Origin of the sequence: Carnobacterium maltaromaticum DSM 20342, from assembly GCF_000744945.1 — a bacterium.
Taxonomy (GTDB): Bacteria; Bacillota; Bacilli; order Lactobacillales; family Carnobacteriaceae; genus Carnobacterium; species Carnobacterium maltaromaticum.
The window spans coordinates 3,411,673-3,430,124 of the sequence record NZ_JQMX01000001.1; the positions used below are offsets into that span (position 1 = coordinate 3,411,673).

An 18,452-nucleotide genomic window follows, 5' to 3' on the forward strand; every position below is an offset into this window, starting at 1 on the left:
TTTTATTAATGTTCAACATTTTCGATATTGGAAATATCTGTAGTTGGATTCCAATTATTACCTTTGTAGCTAGTTACTAAGGTGTTTAGATGCTCGAGATATTCTTCGTAGTTTAAAATACTTGAAAGAATATGAATAACAGAGTTACTTTGTAAATATCCATCTTTAAAATTTTCATCTGTATTTGCAGCTTCAAAAAAGGAATCCATAAACTCTTTTCGTAAGGAACGATTGTTGGCAATAAAGTTAACACTATTAGGAGGTACGCGACCGTTAAACTTTAATAATATTTGTTCATGAGCACTTAAAAGTGTTTCTAATCTTTCGCGAATAAGCACACGAAGTTCTTTAGGGAAGTTAGAAAAAGAATTTTCATTTTTGTGCATCGTTTTTAATAAATTATATGAAGCTTTAGTAGTTGAGATCATTTGTCGATAGACGACAATTTTTCTCAAATTTTGAAATCTTTTCTTTTTAGAATAGCTACCTTCTTCTTTAAATAAAGAGTAATAAAAATCCATTTTCATCATTTGGTTACGAACCCATTGCAAGTCTTTTTTTAGAAATGGATACTCAGTATTATTACGAACGCTAGCTCGAATCCATTTTAAAATTTCGCTTGTAGCAAAATCGACGACATGATAGAGTTTTTCTTCATATTTTGGTGGAAAAAAGACACTGTTAATAACGAAAGCTGTTAGAATCCCGACCATTGTTGAAGAAAAACGAAGGATTGCATAAAGCATAAAATCATCACCAGTTGTTGTCATAACTACAATTAAAGTTACGGTGGCTAGTCCAATTACTTGATCTAACTCAAGTTGGTGAAGAATGGCAATCAATATAATTGCAGCGAATCCAATTAGTACATATTGTTTTCCTAGTGTTAAAACGGTGATGATAGCAACACCTGCTCCGAGAATATTCCCAATTGTTTGATCGCGTAATGTATTAAGCGATCGTTTAACGGAGGGCTGCATTGCGAAAATAGCAGAAATAGCTGCAAAAGTTACAGAGGGAATTCCCACCCATTTTGAGACATAGAGAGCAATAGCGACAGCTAGCCCTGTTTTTAAGGTTCGGGCACCTAATTTCATAGTAATCATTCAACTCCATTTTCGTTCTTCTTACTATATATAGTAAGCTATTGAAGCTTATTTAGCAAAGTTTTTTATGTAAAGAAAACATTAAAATCAGCAAGGCGTGAAAAAAGTTGTTATGTACTAAGTAAACTTTTAGAACCAAGTTAAGCAAGGTGTGAAAAAAGTTGGTATGTATCTAGTAAATTGGAAATAAAAAGAGGCTAGGAAATAAGTTCCTACCCTCTAAAAATATTAATCTAATTTTGCAAAAACGCGATTTATCGCTTCAATAGTTGCATCAATATCTGCCTGTGTATGCATAATTGTTAAGAACCAAGCTTCAAATTTACTTGGTGCTAAGTTGATACCCTCATCTAACATTAGTTTGAAAAATTTCCCAAAACGAATCGAATCTGTATTTTTAGCATCATCATAGTTGAAAATTGGACGCTCTGAAAAGTAGACAGTCAGGGATCCACCAATTTGATTGACGACTGTGGGAATATTATTTTTCTTTCCTGCTGAAAGTAAGGCATCACGAAGTTGTTCAGCGAATCCAGCCATTCGTTCATAGATGCCAGGTTCTTGGAGAACTTCTAAACAAGCAATTCCAGCTTGCATTGAAAGTGGATTACCAGACATCGTTCCAGCTTGATAAGCTGGTCCAAGTGGGGCAACAGTATCCATGATGTGTTTAGGTCCACCGTATGCACCAATTGGGAGTCCGCCTCCAATTGATTTACCAAATGCTGTTAAATCAGGAATAACTCCTAGCATATCTTGGGCTGCACCATAATGGAATCTAAAATTTGTAATAACCTCATCATAAATCACTAGGGCGCCATGTTCATGGGTAATCTCATTAACCGCCTCTAAAAATCCAGGGACAGGGGCGACCATTCCAAAATTACCAATAATTGGTTCAACTAAAACAGCAGCTACTTTATGCCCCCATTTTTCCATAACAGCTTTATACGGTTCAATTTGATTGAAAGGAACAGTGATAACTTCTTGAGCAGTTCCGTTGGTTACACCTGCAGAGTCACTAGCGCCAAGAGTTGAAGGACCACTACCGGCTTCAACTAAAACTAAATCAAAATGTCCATGATAAGCTCCTGAAAATTTAACAACTAGCTCACGATTTGTGAAGGCTCTTGCAATACGGATAGTAGACATGACTGCTTCAGTCCCAGAATTTGTAAAACGAACTTTATCCATTGAGGGAATAGCATCTGTTAACATCTTTGCAAATGTAATTTCATGCTCTGTTGGTGTTCCAAACAACACACCAGTATCCGCAGCTTTTTTGATTGCTTTGACAATATGAGGATGATTAAAACCAGTAATAATAGGACCGAATGCAGCAAGATAATCAATATATTTATTTCCATCGACATCATATAAGTAACAACCGTCTCCTTTAACCATAGTAACAGGATTGCCACCACCAACGCCTTTGAAAGAACGACTTGGACTATTTACACCGCCTACGATAACTTTTTTTGCCTGTTCAGCGAGGCGATTGGATTCAGTATGGTCTAACATTAAAAAACCTCCTATAGATATTATTTATTCATTCTCTATTGTACGTTGGCTGGAAAAGAAGTGCAAATAAACTTCTAAATAAGTTGAAAAAAAAGAGAAAATATTGCAAAATCAATGAAATAGCGGTATGATAGTACTTATAGATAATTAATATGTAACTTTAAAAAATTCGTCAGCTTCCTTTTAATTCAGGTGAAGCATATAATTTTAGAACTTTAAAAATAAGAACTGCGTTATTAGAAAAAAAGAACTTTAAATTAATGAAACTAACTAGTGTTTTTATTCACATAAGGAGGAAAAAGAGATGAAAAATTCGATGGTCGCCCATTCAATTGAAAAATTAAAAGCATCGAATATTCGCATTACACCACAGCGATATGCTATTTTAGAGTATTTAATTGAATCTGAAAGTCATCCAACAGCTGATGAAATTTATCGTGCCTTAGCAGAACGATTTCCTAATATGAGCGTTGCCACAGTATATAATAATTTGCGTTTATTTACTAAAATTGGTTTTGTTCAAGAAATGGTTTATGGAGATTCTTCTAGCCGTTTTGATTTTACATCAACGCAACATTACCATGCAATTTGTGAAGAGTGTGGGAAAATTGTTGATATTTACTATCCAGGATTAGATGATGTTGAAGTTGTTGCTTCTAATTTAACCGGATTTGAAGTTTCACATCACCGGATGGAAATGTATGGAACATGTCCAGATTGTTTGGCAAAGCGTCAAGCTGAAACTAAAGAAAAAACTGAAGCCATCTAACCATTTTATCGTAATAGAAGTGCTTCGATTAACTAAAAAAAGAGATTGGGGAAAATTATTCCCAATCTCTTTTTTAGTTTTATAGAGACAAATGGAAAACATTTGCTATAATGTTAGTATTAGTGGAACGAATAAGGTGGGAATAGAAATGGCAACATTAAATGATGTGGCAAAAAAAGCGAATGTTTCTAAGATGACAGTATCTCGAGTTATCAATCATCCGGAGCAAGTGACTGATGAGTTGAAAGAACTTGTTTTTAAAGCAATGAAAGAGCTAGATTATCGCCCCAATGTTGCTGCAAAAGCACTAGCAAATAATCGTACTCAAATTATCAAATTTTTCATTTTAGAAGAAATGGATACAACGGAACCTTACTATATGAATTTACTAACTGGTATTGCTAAGGAATTGGATAAACATCATTATACATTGCAACTTGTAACAAAAAATAACTTTGATATTGGAGCTTGCGATGGTTATATTATCACTGGTATGCGTGAAAGTGACTATGCTTGGATTGAACGGGCAACTAAGCCGGTTGTCCTTTTTGGTGAGAATCACCATGGTCATGACTTTGTTGATACAGACAATAAAAGTGGCACAAAAAAAGCAACTGAACACGCAATTGCACAAGGTTATGAATCGATTATCTACATTGGAATTGATGTAAAAGAACCCTTTGAATATTCAAGAGAGGCTGGTTATATCAATACGATGCAGCAAGCTGGCCGAGTACCAGAAATCAAACGTTTTTCAAATCGTTCAAGATATTCAGCTCAATTTATTCTTGAAAATTGGTCTGATTTTCCAACAAATACGGTCTTTATCTGTAGCTCAGATCGATTAGCAATTGGAATTGAACGTAGCATACTTAAACTTGGGGGACAAATTCCTAAAGAGTATGGGATTATTGGTTTTGATGGAGTTTTCTTAGATCAAATAGCTTCTCCGCCTTTAACGACAGTCAAACAGCAAGTGATTGAAATGGGGGTTGCTTGTGCAAGAATGCTCTTAAATAAAATTGATCAAAGTGGTGCCCCACAAGGTAATCTGCTATTTGAACCTGAATTAATTATTCGAGAGTCAACGGTTGAGCGAAAAGACTCATAATAACACTTTCCTTTAATTAAAAAGTTTGTTGAGATAGTTGAATATGGCGAAAAAGGAGAAAAATCCCTACAAAGTTTCTTTTCACTTTGTAGGGATTTTATCTTTTTTCTAAGCTAGGGTTTATAAGAACTGATTGATCAAGATAGATTTGGTTTAATAACAGAAATTTTGAAATTTCTGTTACCGTTAACAGAGCGATTCCTGTTGTCAGAAAAGTAATTATTGTTTAAGCTTAGTTAGAAAGTAATAGAAACTATAGATTGAGGTGAGAATATGTCTCGTACCAATTGGTGGCAATCCGCCATTGTATATCAAATTTATCCACGAAGTTTCCAAGACACGAATAATGATGGAATTGGAGATATAAAAGGGATTATTCAACGACTTGATTATATCAAATCACTAGGAGTCAATACAATTTGGCTGAATCCAATTTTTATATCGCCTCAAATTGATAACGGTTACGATATTTCGAATTATTATGGGATTGATCCAATTTTTGGAACACTTAAGGATGTACAGGAATTAATTTATGAAGCACATCAGCGTGAATTGAAAATAATTTTTGATTTTGTTTTGAATCATACTTCAGATCAGCATCCATGGTTTCAAGAGGCATTAAAAGGTCCAGATAACTTGTATCGTGATTATTATTTATGGGCAGATGGTAAAAAAATGGAGCAGAACCCCCTAATAATTGGGCTTCATTTTTTGGTGGTTCAACATGGGAAAAAGATCTCCACAGTCAACAGTACTATTTTCATTTATTCGCGAAAGAGATGCCAGATTTAAATTGGGAAAACCCCGAAGTTCATGTTGCTTTATTAGATATTGCAAAATTTTGGTTAAATGAAGGAATCGACGGTTTTAGATTAGATGCTTTTATTCATATGGCAAAAGAAAAAGGCTATCCTGCACTTCCAAATCCGACCAATGAGAAGTATGTGATTGCGGAAGAATATTATGCTAATTTACCTAAGGTTCAAGAGTATTTAGCTAAATTTATTCAAGCATTACGTGAAGTGAAGCCCGATGTATTTATTGTTGGCGAAGCTGCCTCAGCAGAAGTTAAACAAGCAGTGGAGTATACAGATCCCACTAAAAATCAATGTGATACTGTGATTACATTTCGTTATTTTCCAGAGCGTGAGGAATTGAAAGATAGTCGATTACCTTTGGGAATGCAACCAGGAACTTTAGATAGACAGCAATTTAAGCAGGTTATGGCAGAGTGGCAAAAAGAAATGGCATCTGTAGGTGGACCAACTTTGTATTGGAATAACCATGATATGCCACGAGTCGTATCTCGATTTGGTGATGACGGTTTGTATCGAGAGACAAGTAGCAAGATGCTAGCAACTTTAATGTATTTACAAAAAGGTTTGCCTTTCTTGTTAAATGGTGAAGAAATAGGTATGAAAAATCGAATCATTCAATCGATCAAAGACTATGAAGACCCAGGAGCAGAAGCTTTTTATCATCAAGCTTTAGCGCTAGGTTATACAGAAATAGAAGTATTGGAGTTATTAAATGCAAGTAGTAAAGATGCCAGTCGTGGCGGAATGCAATGGACTAAAGAACCCTATTCAGGTTTTTCAACAGTGAAGCCATGGAGCAGTGTAAATCAAGAAGAAAACTATACAGTTGAGGCAGAAGAAGCTGATGAAGGAAGTATCTTACATTATTATCGCCGCTTGTTACTACTTAAAAAAAGAGAACTGTTCACTAAAGGCAGTTTTAGTTTGTTAGAGACTGGTGATGAAACATTTTGTTATGTTCGAAACTGGGATAACGAGGAAGCGGTAGTTTTAACGAATATGACCAACGAGCCTGTCCAATTAACTTGCTTAGAAGAAACACTATTTAATGGAAAAATTTTACTATCAGCAGGCGACCATGAACTAACCAAGAAGCAAGTAACATTAGCTCCTTATAGCTGTGTCGTTATTCAAACTAAAATGAAAAAGTGAGGAAATAAAATGATGGAAACAGCAGCAATTTTACACAGACCAGATAGCGAGTATGCATACTTATATGAGGCGGATAATTTTCATATACGTTTGAGAACAAAAAAAGATGAGGTCAGCCAAGTTGGATTGATTGGTGGAGATCCCTATTTATTTGATGTAGACGAGTGGTATAAAAATGAAGAACCAATGAAGCTCCTTGCTAGTACAGATGTTCATGACTATTGGTTAATAGAAACAACTGCACCTTATCGTCGTTTACAATATGCATTTCATGTTGTTGGAAAAGATGGGACAGAGGTCTTTTATGGGGATCGTGGCATTTTTCCATATACAGCCGAAACTTTAGCAACCCCCGGCTATTTTTTCAGAATGCCTTATTTCCAAGAAATTGACCGTTTTAAATCACCAGATTGGGTTAAAGAGACTGTCTGGTACCAAATTTTTCCTGAACGGTTTGCAAATGGAAACCCTGCTATTACTCCCGAAAATGCTTTACCATGGGGAAGTAAAGAACATCCAGGGCGTGAAGATTTTTTTGGCGGTGATTTACAAGGTGTGATTGATCACCTGGATTATTTAGTTGATTTGGGGATTAACGGCATTTATTTTTGCCCAATTTTTAAAGCGTCTTCTAATCATAAATATGACACGATTGACTATTATGAAATTGATCCAGATTTTGGAGATAAAGAAACCTTCAAAAAATTAGTCGATGAAGCTCATAAAAGAGGCATTCGAATTATGTTAGATGCTGTGTTTAATCATACGGGAGATATTTCACCTTTATGGCAAGATGTCGTCAAAAATCAAGAAAAATCAAAATATGTAGACTGGTTCCATGTGCATAGTTTCCCAGTTGATATCGGTAAAAATGGCAATTTTGAAGGGGAGCGTACCGTTTCGTATGATACATTTGCTTTCACTCCACATATGCCTAAATTAAATACAGCCAATCCAGAAGTTCAAAAATATTTACTTGATATCGCCACTTATTGGATTCGCGAGTTTGATATTGATGCATGGCGTTTAGATGTAGCCAATGAAGTTGATCATCATTTTTGGAAGGAATTTTTTAAGGCTACAACAGATTTGAAAAAAGATTTTTATATTTTAGGCGAAATTTGGCACTCTTCACAAAGCTGGTTACAAGGTGATGAGTTTCATGCCGTAATGAATTATGCTTACACTGAAACAATTGAAGATTTCTTTGTTAAGAAAAAGATAGATGTAAGTAAAATGGTTGCTGGTTTAAATGAACAACTGATGCTTTATCGTCAACAAACCAACGAAGTTCAATTTAATATGTTGGACTCACATGATACTGCACGCCTTTTAACTATTTGTGGAGATGATAAAGAGTTGGCTAAAGCAACATTGGCCTTTACTTTCTTGCAACATGGTTCACCTTGTATTTATTATGGTACAGAAATAGGAATGACCGGTGATAATGACCCAGATTGCCGAAAATGTATGATTTGGGATCAGGAAAAACAAGATTTAACAATGTTTGATTTCACTAAAAAGCTAATTTCTTTAAGAAAAGAGAAGCAAGAAGTTCTGAGTTACGGTAGTTTGGAATGGAGCTTAGTAGCAGACCAAGAAAAATGTGTTGGTTTTAAAAGAGTTGGACAAAATGAAGTCTTAACATGCTATTTTAATCAAGGTAGTCAAGAAACAACGATTGATAAAATAGAAACTGAAGAAGTATTGTTGTCTAATTTAACAACAAATAACCCAACAAGTATAACTATTGAACCGAACGGTTTTATCATTTTAAGTAGTAAAATATAAGGTACTTCAGGAAGCTAGAATATAAAAATTCTAGCTTCCTTTTTATCATGGTTCTTGTTGCTTTAGCAACATAGAACCATGATACACATCCATCAAAGATGGACTGTGATCCTTAAACGTTGGTTTGTTGAGGTTCTTGTTGCTTTAGTAACTTAGAAACATGATACACATCCATCAAAGATGGACTGTGGTCCTTAAATGTTGATTGTATATCTATTAAGTAGTGTTATTTTTTTGTGATACGTAACAGAGATAGTTAAGCTAGAGTGAGGGAATATCCTGCGTAGCGAGTAGAAAACTTTGATTTCATACGTATTTGATACTCTGATGTAACTTGTTAGCGGTAACAAGAAGAAAACGTTTGCGAAAAGACTATTTAGACTGCATAATAATGAATGTAAACGAAAACGTATTCAAAAAAGTTGAGGAGGATTTTCAAATGAATAAAAGAAATTTGAAGAAAATTGGTTTAGGCTTTTTATCTGCTGGTGTTATCTTAAGTTTAGCAGCATGTGGCGGAGGCAGTGATTCAAAAAAAGATGCTGCAAAGGAAGACAATAAATCTTTAACGATTTCAGTAGCAGAAGGCTATGTTGATTATGTAAATGATATTAAGGCTGATTTTGAAAAAGAAAACGATGTCAAAATCAAAGTTGTAGAAAAAGATATGTTTGATCAACTAGAAGCTCTATCTCTAGACGGACCAGCTGGTAAAGCGCCAGATGTGATGATGTCGGCATATGATCGAATTGGACCCTTAGGACAACAAGGTCATTTAGCAGAAGTTAAATTAGGGAATGATTCTGATTATGATGAAACAGATAAGGCACAAGTAAAAATAGATGGAAAAATTTTTGGTGAACCTGCAGTTATTGAGACATTAGTTTTATATTACAACAAAGATTTAATTACAGAAGCACCAAAAACATTTAAAGATGCGGAAGCATTAGCAAAAGATCCACGTTTTGAATTTGCAGCAGAAGCTGGAAAAAATACAGGTTTCTTAGCAAAATGGACTGATTTCTATTATTCTTATGGGTTATTAGCAGGATATGGTGGTTATGTATTCGGTAAAGATGGAACTGATCCTTCTCAAGTTGGTTTAAATAATAAAGGAGCTGTTGAAGGTATTACCTACGCAACGAAATGGTTCCAAGATGTATGGCCAAAAGGGATGCAAGATACTACTGGAGCTGGCGATTTTGTAACGAATCAATTTACTACAAACAAAACAGCGGCGATTATCGATGGGCCATGGCAAGCACAAGCATATAAAGAAGCTGGAGTAAACTTTGGTGTCTCTGAAATTCCAACATTAGATAATGGCGAACCTTATCAACCCTTTGGTGGCGGTAAAGCTTGGGTAGTAAGTAACTATTCTAAGAATAAAGAAGTAGCACAAAAATGGTTAGATTATGTCACTAACAAAGATAACCAAGTTAAATTCTACGAAGCAACAAATGAAATCCCAGCAAATCAAGCAGCTCGTGAAGTTGCTAAAGGTAAAAATGATGAATTAACTAATGCAGTTATTGCACAATATGCAAATGCTCAACCAATGCCAAACATTCCAGAAATGGCAGAAATTTGGTCTGGTGCAGAAAATCTAATGTTTGATGCGGCTTCAGGCAAGAAAACACCACAAGAAACAGCCGATGCTGCAGTTAAACAAATTAAAGAAAATATAGAACAAAAATATCAAAAATAACAAAGTGCGATAAAGGCTGATCTGCTTCGGTTAAACTGGAGGGAAATCGAGGCAATCGTGGTTTTCGATTGAAGGGATTTACTGAAGTTTACGAGAAGCAAGTCTTTAGAGCCATTTAGACTAGATAAAAAATAAACCATTCAGGCAGAGGGGCTTTGACAGATCTCTGCCATATTCATTAAAAAATGACATACCAACTATCTATATCCATACTTAAAAATTAAAAGGAAGTCTTTTAATTAAATCAAAGAAGATACTTGTTTGATTATTTTAATAAAAGGGAGTTACACATCATGGACTCAGAAAAAAGAGAGAATCAAAATGTAAAAAAAGCCATGCTTCTATCCATTATTCCTGGTTTAGGACAATTTTATAACGGGCAAAAATTTAAAGGTTTCATATTTCTAGGTTTAGCCATCATTTTTGTAGTTGAGATGATTTTATTTGGTTTTAGTGCTTTTAACGGATTAATCACGTTAGGTTCTACACCTATGGAAGATCATTCACTCTTTCTAATGATTGAAGGAACATTACAATTAATCATTACAATTCTATTTATTTTCTTTTATGTGATTAACATCAATGATGCCAAACGTGTTGCAAAAATTTGGCGTTCTGGCGGTAAAGTAAACCAAACAGCAAAAGAAATCATCGCAAATATGTTAGATAATGGATTTCCTTATTTGTTAACTTTTCCAGCCTACATTGCTATGATATTTACGATTATTTTCCCAGTATTAGTGACGGTATTCATGGCCTTCACAAACTATGATTTTTATCATATTCCACCAGCAAGTTTAATTGATTGGGTTGGATTTAAAAACTTTTTTAGTATCTTTTTCTTAAGTGCGTATCGCGATACGTTTGTCTCTGTTTTTAGTTGGACATTGATTTGGACACTTTGTGCATCCACGTTAGCGATTGTTCTTGGAGTATTTACGGCGGTTATAGCCAATCAAGATTTCATTAAAGGAAAAAGATTTTTTGGAGTAATTTTCTTATTGCCATGGGCAGTACCTGCATTTATTACAATTATGAGTTTCTCAAATATGTTTAATGATAGTATCGGAGCGATTAATTCTCAAGTTATTCCGATGCTGAATCATCTACCATTTGTAGAAATTGGTGCAGTTGCTTGGAAAACAGATCCTTTTTGGACAAAAGTTGCCATCATTATGATTCAAGGTTGGTTAGGCTTCCCTTATATCTATGTTATGACTACTGGGATTCTTCAGTCAATTCCAGGTGAATTATATGAAGCAGCTAAAATTGATGGAGCAAATGCGATTCAACGATTTACACAAATTACAATGCCGATGATTTTATTTGTAGCTGCTCCAATTTTTGTCACTCAATACACTGGAAACTTTAACAACTTCTCGATGATTTACTTGTTCAATGCGGGTGGCCCCGGAAGTGTGGGTGGCGGAGCAGGATCGACAGATATCTTAATTTCTTGGATTTTTAAACTAACGACAGGGACATCGCCACAATATTCAATGGCGGCAGCTGTAACCTTGATCATATCAACAGTCATCATTACTGTTTCCTTGATTATCTTCAAGAAAACAAATGCATTTAACATGGAGGAGTTGTAAAATGAAAAATTTAGCGAAATCACAAAAAAATAGCCGTCTAATTTCTCGTTTTTTAACGTATTTATTCATGATTGTGCTATCGATTATTATCATCTACCCAATTTTAATTACAATTAGCTCTGCATTTAAATCTGGTAATATCGCAGCATTTAACTTAGATTTTAATAGCAAATGGACGCTCCTTAATTTTAGTCGTCTATTTAATGAAACTCTCTACGGCAGTTGGTACAAAAACACATTAATCATTGCTATATCAACTATGATTGTTCAAGTAACTGTGATTACATTAGCAGGCTACACGTATAGTCGATATCGCTTTGTTGGACGTAAAAATAGCTTACTTTTCTTTTTAATTATTCAAATGGTTCCTACAATGGCAGCTTTAACAGCGTTCTATGTTATGGCATTATTATTAGGTGCTTTAGATCAATATTGGTTCTTAACCTTAATTTATATTGGTGGCGGAATTCCAATGAATACTTGGCTTATGAAAGGTTACTTTGATACAGTTCCGATTGATTTGGATGAATCAGCTAAATTAGATGGAGCAGGTCATTTCCGAATTTTTGCTCAAATTGTCTTACCACTAGTTCGACCAATGATTGCTGTTCAAGCACTTTGGGCTTTTATGGGTCCATTTGGAGATTATATGCTAGCCAAATTCTTACTGCGCTCACCAGAAAATTTAACGGTTGCAGTCGGTTTGCAAACCTTTATTAATGATTCACAAAATCAAAAAGTTTCGTTGTTTGCAGCAGGAGCTGTTTTAATTGCCTTACCAATTTCTATTCTATTCTTTATGCTTCAAAAGAATTTTGTATCAGGTTTGTTGGCAGGTGGAACAAAAGGATAGTTTGTGACCATTTAAAATTAAAATATGCAATGAAATGATGTGAGCCTAATGAAAAAAATGCCTTTTCCTTTAAACTATTTCAACAGTATTGCAACACCAAAACGAGTATTTAAGGGACGTAAAAATTTAAGCTGGATACAAAATATAGTGATTTTTATCTTTTTAAATGCCTTGTTGATGTTCCCTGTTTCCTTATATTTTAGTCAGAGTACTAACTTTCAATTACAAGAAATTATGCCACATACGCTGCGCTTAGTTACAGATGAATTTGCGACTAAGCTACAGGCGGTTGAATTTGAAAACGGAAAACTGATTTCAGGAGAACCTTTTACTATCGTAGAAGATACTGGGGTTGTAGGTGTTGAAATTCCGAAAAGTGTAAAAAAATCAGAAAAAAATTTAATTAGTTTTGAAAAGGATCATTTACTTTTAAAAGATGAGTCTGGTTATCAATTTGAGGTACGTTATACAGAAAATTTCAGTTTAAAAAATAGTCAGACAAAGAGTGCGTTAAAAGAACAAATTAAAGAGCAATGGTTTAAGCAGAATAAAGCTTTTGTTTCTTTTACCATGATGCTAATGACCGGAATAATCATTAGTTTTAGTAATGTTTTAGTCATGTTTATTGCAGCTTTCTTTATTTGGATGACAAAAAGAAGTGCTTTATCATCAATTCGAACATATAAAGAATCTTTTAATTTAATTCTAAATGCTAGTGGAATAGGGACTTTATTAGCTGTTTTAATTGGTTTAGTTCATTTTGATATGACGATTATGATTGGCTTTCAGTCTTTAGGGTTAGTGATTATGCTAACTGCAGTTTTTGCGGTCACTCATTTTAGTGATACACCGATTAAAAATAAACGTAAAAGAAATGAGGAAATAAAATGATTCAGCGATTATTTGATATTGATTCTTGGAAAGTAGCAACAACTAAGTTAGATAAGGAACATAAGCGTCTGCAAGAAAGCTTAACCGCAATTGGCAATGGTTATATGGGGATGCGCGGTAATTTTGAAGAAGGATACTCTGGTGATTCACATGTGGGAACGTATTTAGCAGGTGTTTGGTATCCGGATAAAACGCGTGTTGGTTGGTGGAAAAATGGTTATCCAGATTATTTTGGAAAAGTCATTAATGCAACTAATTTTATCGGGGTTGATATTTTCGTTAATCAACATAAAGTCGATACCTTTGTTGATGAAATTAAGGATTTCCATTTAGAGTTAGATTTACAAACAGGAATTTTACATCGCCACTATACATGGGTCTCTGGAGAAATAGAAATTAAATTTAGCTTTAAGCGCTTCGTAAGTGTTGCCCAAAAAGAACTTTGCATCGTTGAAGTTGCTGCAGAAGTTTTAAAAGGAGAAGCCTCAATTCAATTTAATGCTAAATTAGATGGAAATGTAACCAATGAAGATAGTAATTATGATGAGAAATTTTGGTTGGAAATGGATCGTGGGCTAGGAGAATATAGCTATTTAACAACGAAGACTATTCCTAATGATTTTGAAATCCCGCAGTTTACTGTCACAATAATGATGAAAAATAGAGTGTCAGATGAGAAGAAGGGTCACACTACAGATCAAGAAATGCTAGTTCAAGAGCAGTTTGACTACCAACTTAAAGCTGGAGAAAAAGCTAAGTTAACCAAGTTAATTGCCGTTGTGACAAGTCGTGATATCGAACCAAATCAGCAAGTTGCTAAGGCAGAAGAGCTATTACGTGTAGCTGAAGATGCTGGAATCAGCAAATTGGAACGTGAACATAAAATCGTTTGGGGCAAACGTTGGCATAAAGCTGATGTAGTGATTGCCGGTGACCCTGAATCACAACAAGGCATTCGTTTTAATATTTTCCAATTGTTTTCGACTTACTATGGAGAAGATGCTCGCTTAAATGTTGGACCAAAAGGTTTTACTGGTGAAAAATATGGTGGTGCAACTTACTGGGATACAGAGGCGTATATTGTTCCAATGTATTTATCTGTTACAGAACCAGAAGTATCGCAACAACTATTAAAATACCGTCATGACCAATTACCAGGGGCACTGCATAATGCTAGACAACAAGGATTAAAAGGTGCACTTTATCCAATGGTAACGTTTACTGGTGTAGAGTGTCATAATGAGTGGGAAATTACTTTTGAAGAAATACACCGGAATGCAGCAATTGCCTATGCTATTTATAATTATACCAATTACACAGGCGACGAAGCTTATCTACTTTCTGATGGAATCGATGTTTTAACTGAAATCTCAAGATTTTGGGCAGATCGTGTGCATTATTCTAAACGAAATGAAGCATACATGCTACACGGTGTAACTGGTCCAAATGAATATGAAAATAATGTGAATAACAACTGGTATACAAATACGATGGCAACTTGGGTACTACGTTATACTTTAGAGTCATTAAAAAAAGTTAGCAAAGAAAAATTAGTTGATTTACAAATTACAGAAACTGAAAAAGATCAATGGCAAGATATCATTGCTAAGATGTATTATCCAAAAAATCAAGAACTAGGAATTTTTGTACAGCACGATACATTCTTAGACAAAGATTTAAGAGCAGTCGAAACGTTAGCAGCAACAGAACGTCCTTTAAATCAACATTGGTCATGGGACAAAATTTTACGCTCATGCTTTATTAAGCAAGCAGACGTTCTGCAAGGTCTCTATTTCCTAAATAATGAATATACTATAGAAGAGAAAAAGAAAAATTTCGAATTTTATGAGCCAATGACTGTTCACGAATCGTCATTATCTGCTTGTATTCATGCTATTTTAGCAGCAGAAGTTGGATTAGAAGATAAAGCAGTTGAATTATATGCTCGGACAGCACGGTTAGATTTAGATAATTACAACAACGATACTGAGGATGGGCTGCATATTACCTCAATGAGTGGAAGTTGGTTAGCGATTGTCCAAGGCTTTGCTGGAATGCGAACTTATGAGAATCAATTGCAGTTTAAACCTTTCTGTCCAAAAGGCTGGGATGGCTATGAATTTAAAATTAGCTACCGTGGACGTTTATTAAAAATAATTGTAACAAAGACTACGGCATCAGTTATCTTAGTTGAAGGCGAAGCACTTGATTTAACTTTATGCGGTGAAAACGTTCGTGTTACAGACCAAGTTCAACAAGCGATTTAATTTAGGGTGGGCTGGAATTAAGTTCCAGCCCTATCTTAGATTCTTATTAACTAAAGAGGTGGATTAAAATGATAAAAGGTTTTATATTTGATTTAGATGGTGTCATTACAGATACTGCAGAGTATCATTACTTAGCTTGGCGTGAATTAGCTAATAAATTAGGGATTTCAATTGATCGTAAATTTAATGAACAACTAAAAGGTATTAGTCGGACAGATTCATTAGAAAAAATTCTGAACTATGGTGGAAAAAGTCAAACTTACTCTGAAGCAGAAAAAAACGAATTAGCTGATGAAAAAAACAAGGAGTATCAAAAGTTAATTCAATCTATTACCCCAGCAGATTTATTACCAGGCATGGCAGAATTTTTAGCAGAAATAAAAGCAGCTAATTTAAAGTTAGGTCTAGCTTCAGCAAGCAAAAATGGTCCTTTTATTTTAGAACGCTTAGGCATTGCTAATTTATTTGATACCGTGGTCGATCCTGAAAGTCTTAAAAAAGGGAAGCCAGATCCAGAGATATTTACTAAAGGTGCGAAACAATTAGGCTTAACTATTTCCGAGTGCGTAGGGATTGAAGATGCAGAAGCGGGAATCGAGTCGATTAATGCTGCTGGTATGTTTTCTGTTGGTGTCGGAAGTCCAGAAGCAATGAGGTTTGCCGATATTTACGTAGCGAAGACAGCTGAATTGAATTTAGAAATGATTCAAAAACAAATAAAATCATAAAGAAATAGGTGATTAAAGTGGAAAAATGGTGGCAAAGCTCGGTCGTTTATCAAATTTATCCAAGAAGTTTTCAAGATAGCAATGGTGATGGGGTAGGTGATATTGCAGGTATTACTAGTAGATTAGAGTATCTTGAAAAATTAGGTATTGATGTGATTTGGTTAAGCCCGGTGTATAAATCGCCTAATGATGATAATGGCTATGATATTAGTGATTACGAAGCTATTCTACCAGAATTTGGAACGATGGCAGATATGGATGAATTGATTAGAGAAGCTAAGCAACGTGGTATTCAGATAATTATGGATTTAGTTGTGAATCATACATCTGATGAACATCCTTGGTTTAAAGAAGCTAAAAAGAGTAAAACGAACCCTTATCGTGATTATTATATTTGGCGCGATTCAGTCAATGGAGGTCCGCCTAATGATCTACAGTCTATTTTTAGTGGTTCGGCGTGGGAGTTTGATAAAGAAACAAATCAATACTACTTCCATTTATTTAGTAAGAGACAACCAGATTTAAATTGGGAAAATCCTGCAGTACAAGAAGAAGTATGGAAGTTAATGAATTTCTGGTTAGCAAAAGGAATCGGCGGCTTTAGAATGGATGTAATTGATTTAATTGGGAAAATCCCAGATAAAGGTATCACTGGAAACGGTCCTAAACTTCATGAGTATTTAAAGAAGATGCATAAGGAAACTTTTGGTAAGTATGATGTTTTAACTGTTGGCGAAACATGGGGAGCAACACCGGAAATTGCGAAGCTATACTCTAACCCAGATAGAGAAGAGCTTTCAATGGTCTTCCAATTCGAGCATATCAGTTTAGATGAACTGCCAGGTAAAAGTAAATGGGATTTACAACCTTTAGATTTTATTCAATTAAAAGCAATTCTTTCTAAATGGCAAACAGCACTGGGAGATGAAGGTTGGAATAGCTTATTTTGGAATAATCATGATTTACCAAGAATTATTTCAAGATGGGGCAATGATAGTCCTAAGTATAGAGTAAAGAGTGGTAAGATGTTAGCGACTATTTTACACTTAATGAAGGGTACCCCTTACATCTATCAAGGAGAGGAAATAGGGATGGTCAATACTCCTGTTTCTTCTATAGAAGAGTTGGATGATATCGAGAGTTTAAATATGTACCGAGAACGATTAGCTGCTGGATACGATAAAGCGGATATTTTAGCTTCTATTAATAAAAAAGGGCGCGATAATGCACGTCGCCCAATGCAATGGAGTAATCATGAGCATGGAGGCTTTACAACAGGTACTCCGTGGTTAGAGTTAAGTCCACGATATTCAGAAATTAATGTTGAAAATGAGTTAGCTGATTCAGAATCGCTATTCTATCATTATCAACGTTTAATTCAGTTACGTAAAAACAATCCTTTAGTGGTTTGGGGAACCTATCAAGAGCTTATTCCAAATGATACTCAACTATTTGTGTATGAAAGAAGCTATGAGAATGAAACTTGGTTAATTGTAGCTAATTTTTATGAAGAAGAAGCTGATTTTAGTCATGAGTCACATAAAGTCAAAGAAATAATTTTATCAAATTACTCTGATAGTTCAGTTGATTTAGCTAATTTACATTTAAGAGCATATGAAACAGTTGTCTATCGTTTAGAAAAATAAATTGAATTAACCGTATTTAAAAGTAATAAATACGGTTAGTTTATCTTTATGTATGTAGAGATGCTGTTTTCTACATTATTAATTTTACGAACACTACTAGTTAAGCAGATAACGATTCTTGATTATATAAAGGGCTGGCTGAATATATATACGACTTTTAAATCTAATTATTTATAGATTGTTCGCTTTTTTATTTTTTTGCATAAATTCTGTATGTTTTAGTTGACCGTGCTTGAATATCTTGGTATAGTAGTTGATGTCGCTAAGACAGTTAGTTAAAACAACCGCTCAAAACAAAATAAAAATTATTTAAAAAAGCAGTTGACAAAGCCTTTTGAAACATGATAAGATGTTTTAAGTCGGCAGGAGAACGAGCTGTAAACTGGCATTTGAATAAATATTCATTACTGAAAAAAATATTCAAAAAACTTTTAAAAAAATGTTGACAATAAACTGTCGAGATGGTAATATTTAGAAGTTGTCAAAACGACCA

Annotated in this window: 12 protein-coding genes and 1 pseudogene; 11 read left to right on the plus strand and 2 right to left on the minus strand. The window is 34.6% G+C overall.

Annotated features, from left to right (window positions below; genetic code table 11):
- Positions 1–5: 5 nt before the first annotated feature.
- Together BR77_RS15955 and BR77_RS15960 are read right to left on the minus strand one after the other, a co-directional pair.
- On the minus strand, positions 6–1,106 hold the full coding sequence (locus BR77_RS15955) for an FUSC family protein (RefSeq protein WP_229252058.1): 1,101 nt from the start codon (positions 1,104–1,106) through the stop codon (positions 6–8).
- A 228-nt stretch (positions 1,107–1,334) separates the two neighbouring features.
- Positions 1,335–2,627, minus strand: a complete 1,293-nt coding sequence (locus BR77_RS15960; protein ID WP_010050037.1) for a glutamate-1-semialdehyde 2,1-aminomutase — start codon at positions 2,625–2,627, stop codon at positions 1,335–1,337.
- Positions 2,628–2,931: 304 nt separating this feature from the next.
- Between BR77_RS15960 and BR77_RS15965 the strand changes: the two genes are divergently transcribed.
- The 11 genes and pseudogenes from BR77_RS15965 (at position 2,932) to BR77_RS16015 (ending at position 17,959) form a co-directional block, all read left to right on the plus strand.
- Positions 2,932–3,396: a Fur family transcriptional regulator gene (locus tag BR77_RS15965; protein WP_010050040.1), complete on the plus strand. Its 465-nt coding sequence runs from the start codon at positions 2,932–2,934 to the stop codon at positions 3,394–3,396.
- A 148-nt stretch (positions 3,397–3,544) separates the two neighbouring features.
- Positions 3,545–4,507 carry a LacI family DNA-binding transcriptional regulator gene (locus tag BR77_RS15970; RefSeq protein ID WP_010050042.1) on the plus strand — a complete coding sequence of 321 codons (963 nt, stop codon included), beginning with the start codon at positions 3,545–3,547 and terminating at the stop codon, positions 4,505–4,507.
- 273 nt (positions 4,508–4,780) lie between these two features.
- A pseudogene (locus BR77_RS19765) lies at positions 4,781–6,477 on the plus strand (alpha-glucosidase).
- Positions 6,478–6,489: 12 nt separating this feature from the next.
- Positions 6,490–8,268 (plus strand): glycoside hydrolase family 13 protein, encoded by a 1,779-nt coding sequence (locus BR77_RS15980; protein WP_016356555.1) that lies wholly within the window; start codon positions 6,490–6,492, stop codon positions 8,266–8,268.
- Positions 8,269–8,707: 439 nt separating this feature from the next.
- Positions 8,708–9,976, plus strand: a complete 1,269-nt coding sequence (locus tag BR77_RS15985) for an extracellular solute-binding protein (RefSeq protein ID WP_015077046.1) — start codon at positions 8,708–8,710, stop codon at positions 9,974–9,976.
- Between the two features lie 293 nt (positions 9,977–10,269).
- Positions 10,270–11,574, plus strand: coding sequence for a sugar ABC transporter permease (locus tag BR77_RS15990; RefSeq protein WP_015077045.1), 1,305 nt, complete (start codon positions 10,270–10,272; stop codon positions 11,572–11,574).
- Position 11,575: 1 nt separating this feature from the next.
- On the plus strand, positions 11,576–12,427 hold the full coding sequence (locus tag BR77_RS15995) for a sugar ABC transporter permease (protein ID WP_010052148.1): 852 nt from the start codon (positions 11,576–11,578) through the stop codon (positions 12,425–12,427).
- 48 nt (positions 12,428–12,475) lie between these two features.
- Positions 12,476–13,318, plus strand: coding sequence for a DUF1189 domain-containing protein (locus BR77_RS16000; protein ID WP_010052149.1), 843 nt, complete (start codon positions 12,476–12,478; stop codon positions 13,316–13,318).
- Entirely contained in the window at positions 13,315–15,585 is a 2,271-nt protein-coding gene (locus BR77_RS16005) for a glycoside hydrolase family 65 protein (protein WP_015077042.1), read from the plus strand. Before BR77_RS16000 ends, BR77_RS16005 begins: the two co-directional genes overlap by 4 nt.
- A 68-nt stretch (positions 15,586–15,653) precedes the next feature.
- Complete coding sequence (gene pgmB, locus BR77_RS16010; protein WP_010052151.1) at positions 15,654–16,313, plus strand: beta-phosphoglucomutase; 660 nt, start codon at positions 15,654–15,656, stop codon at positions 16,311–16,313.
- A gap of 17 nt (positions 16,314–16,330) precedes the next feature.
- The gene (locus BR77_RS16015) at positions 16,331–17,959 is read left to right on the plus strand and encodes a glycoside hydrolase family 13 protein (RefSeq protein WP_015077039.1); all 1,629 of its coding nucleotides are present in this window, start codon (positions 16,331–16,333) and stop codon (positions 17,957–17,959) included.
- Positions 17,960–18,452: the final 493 nt, after the last annotated feature.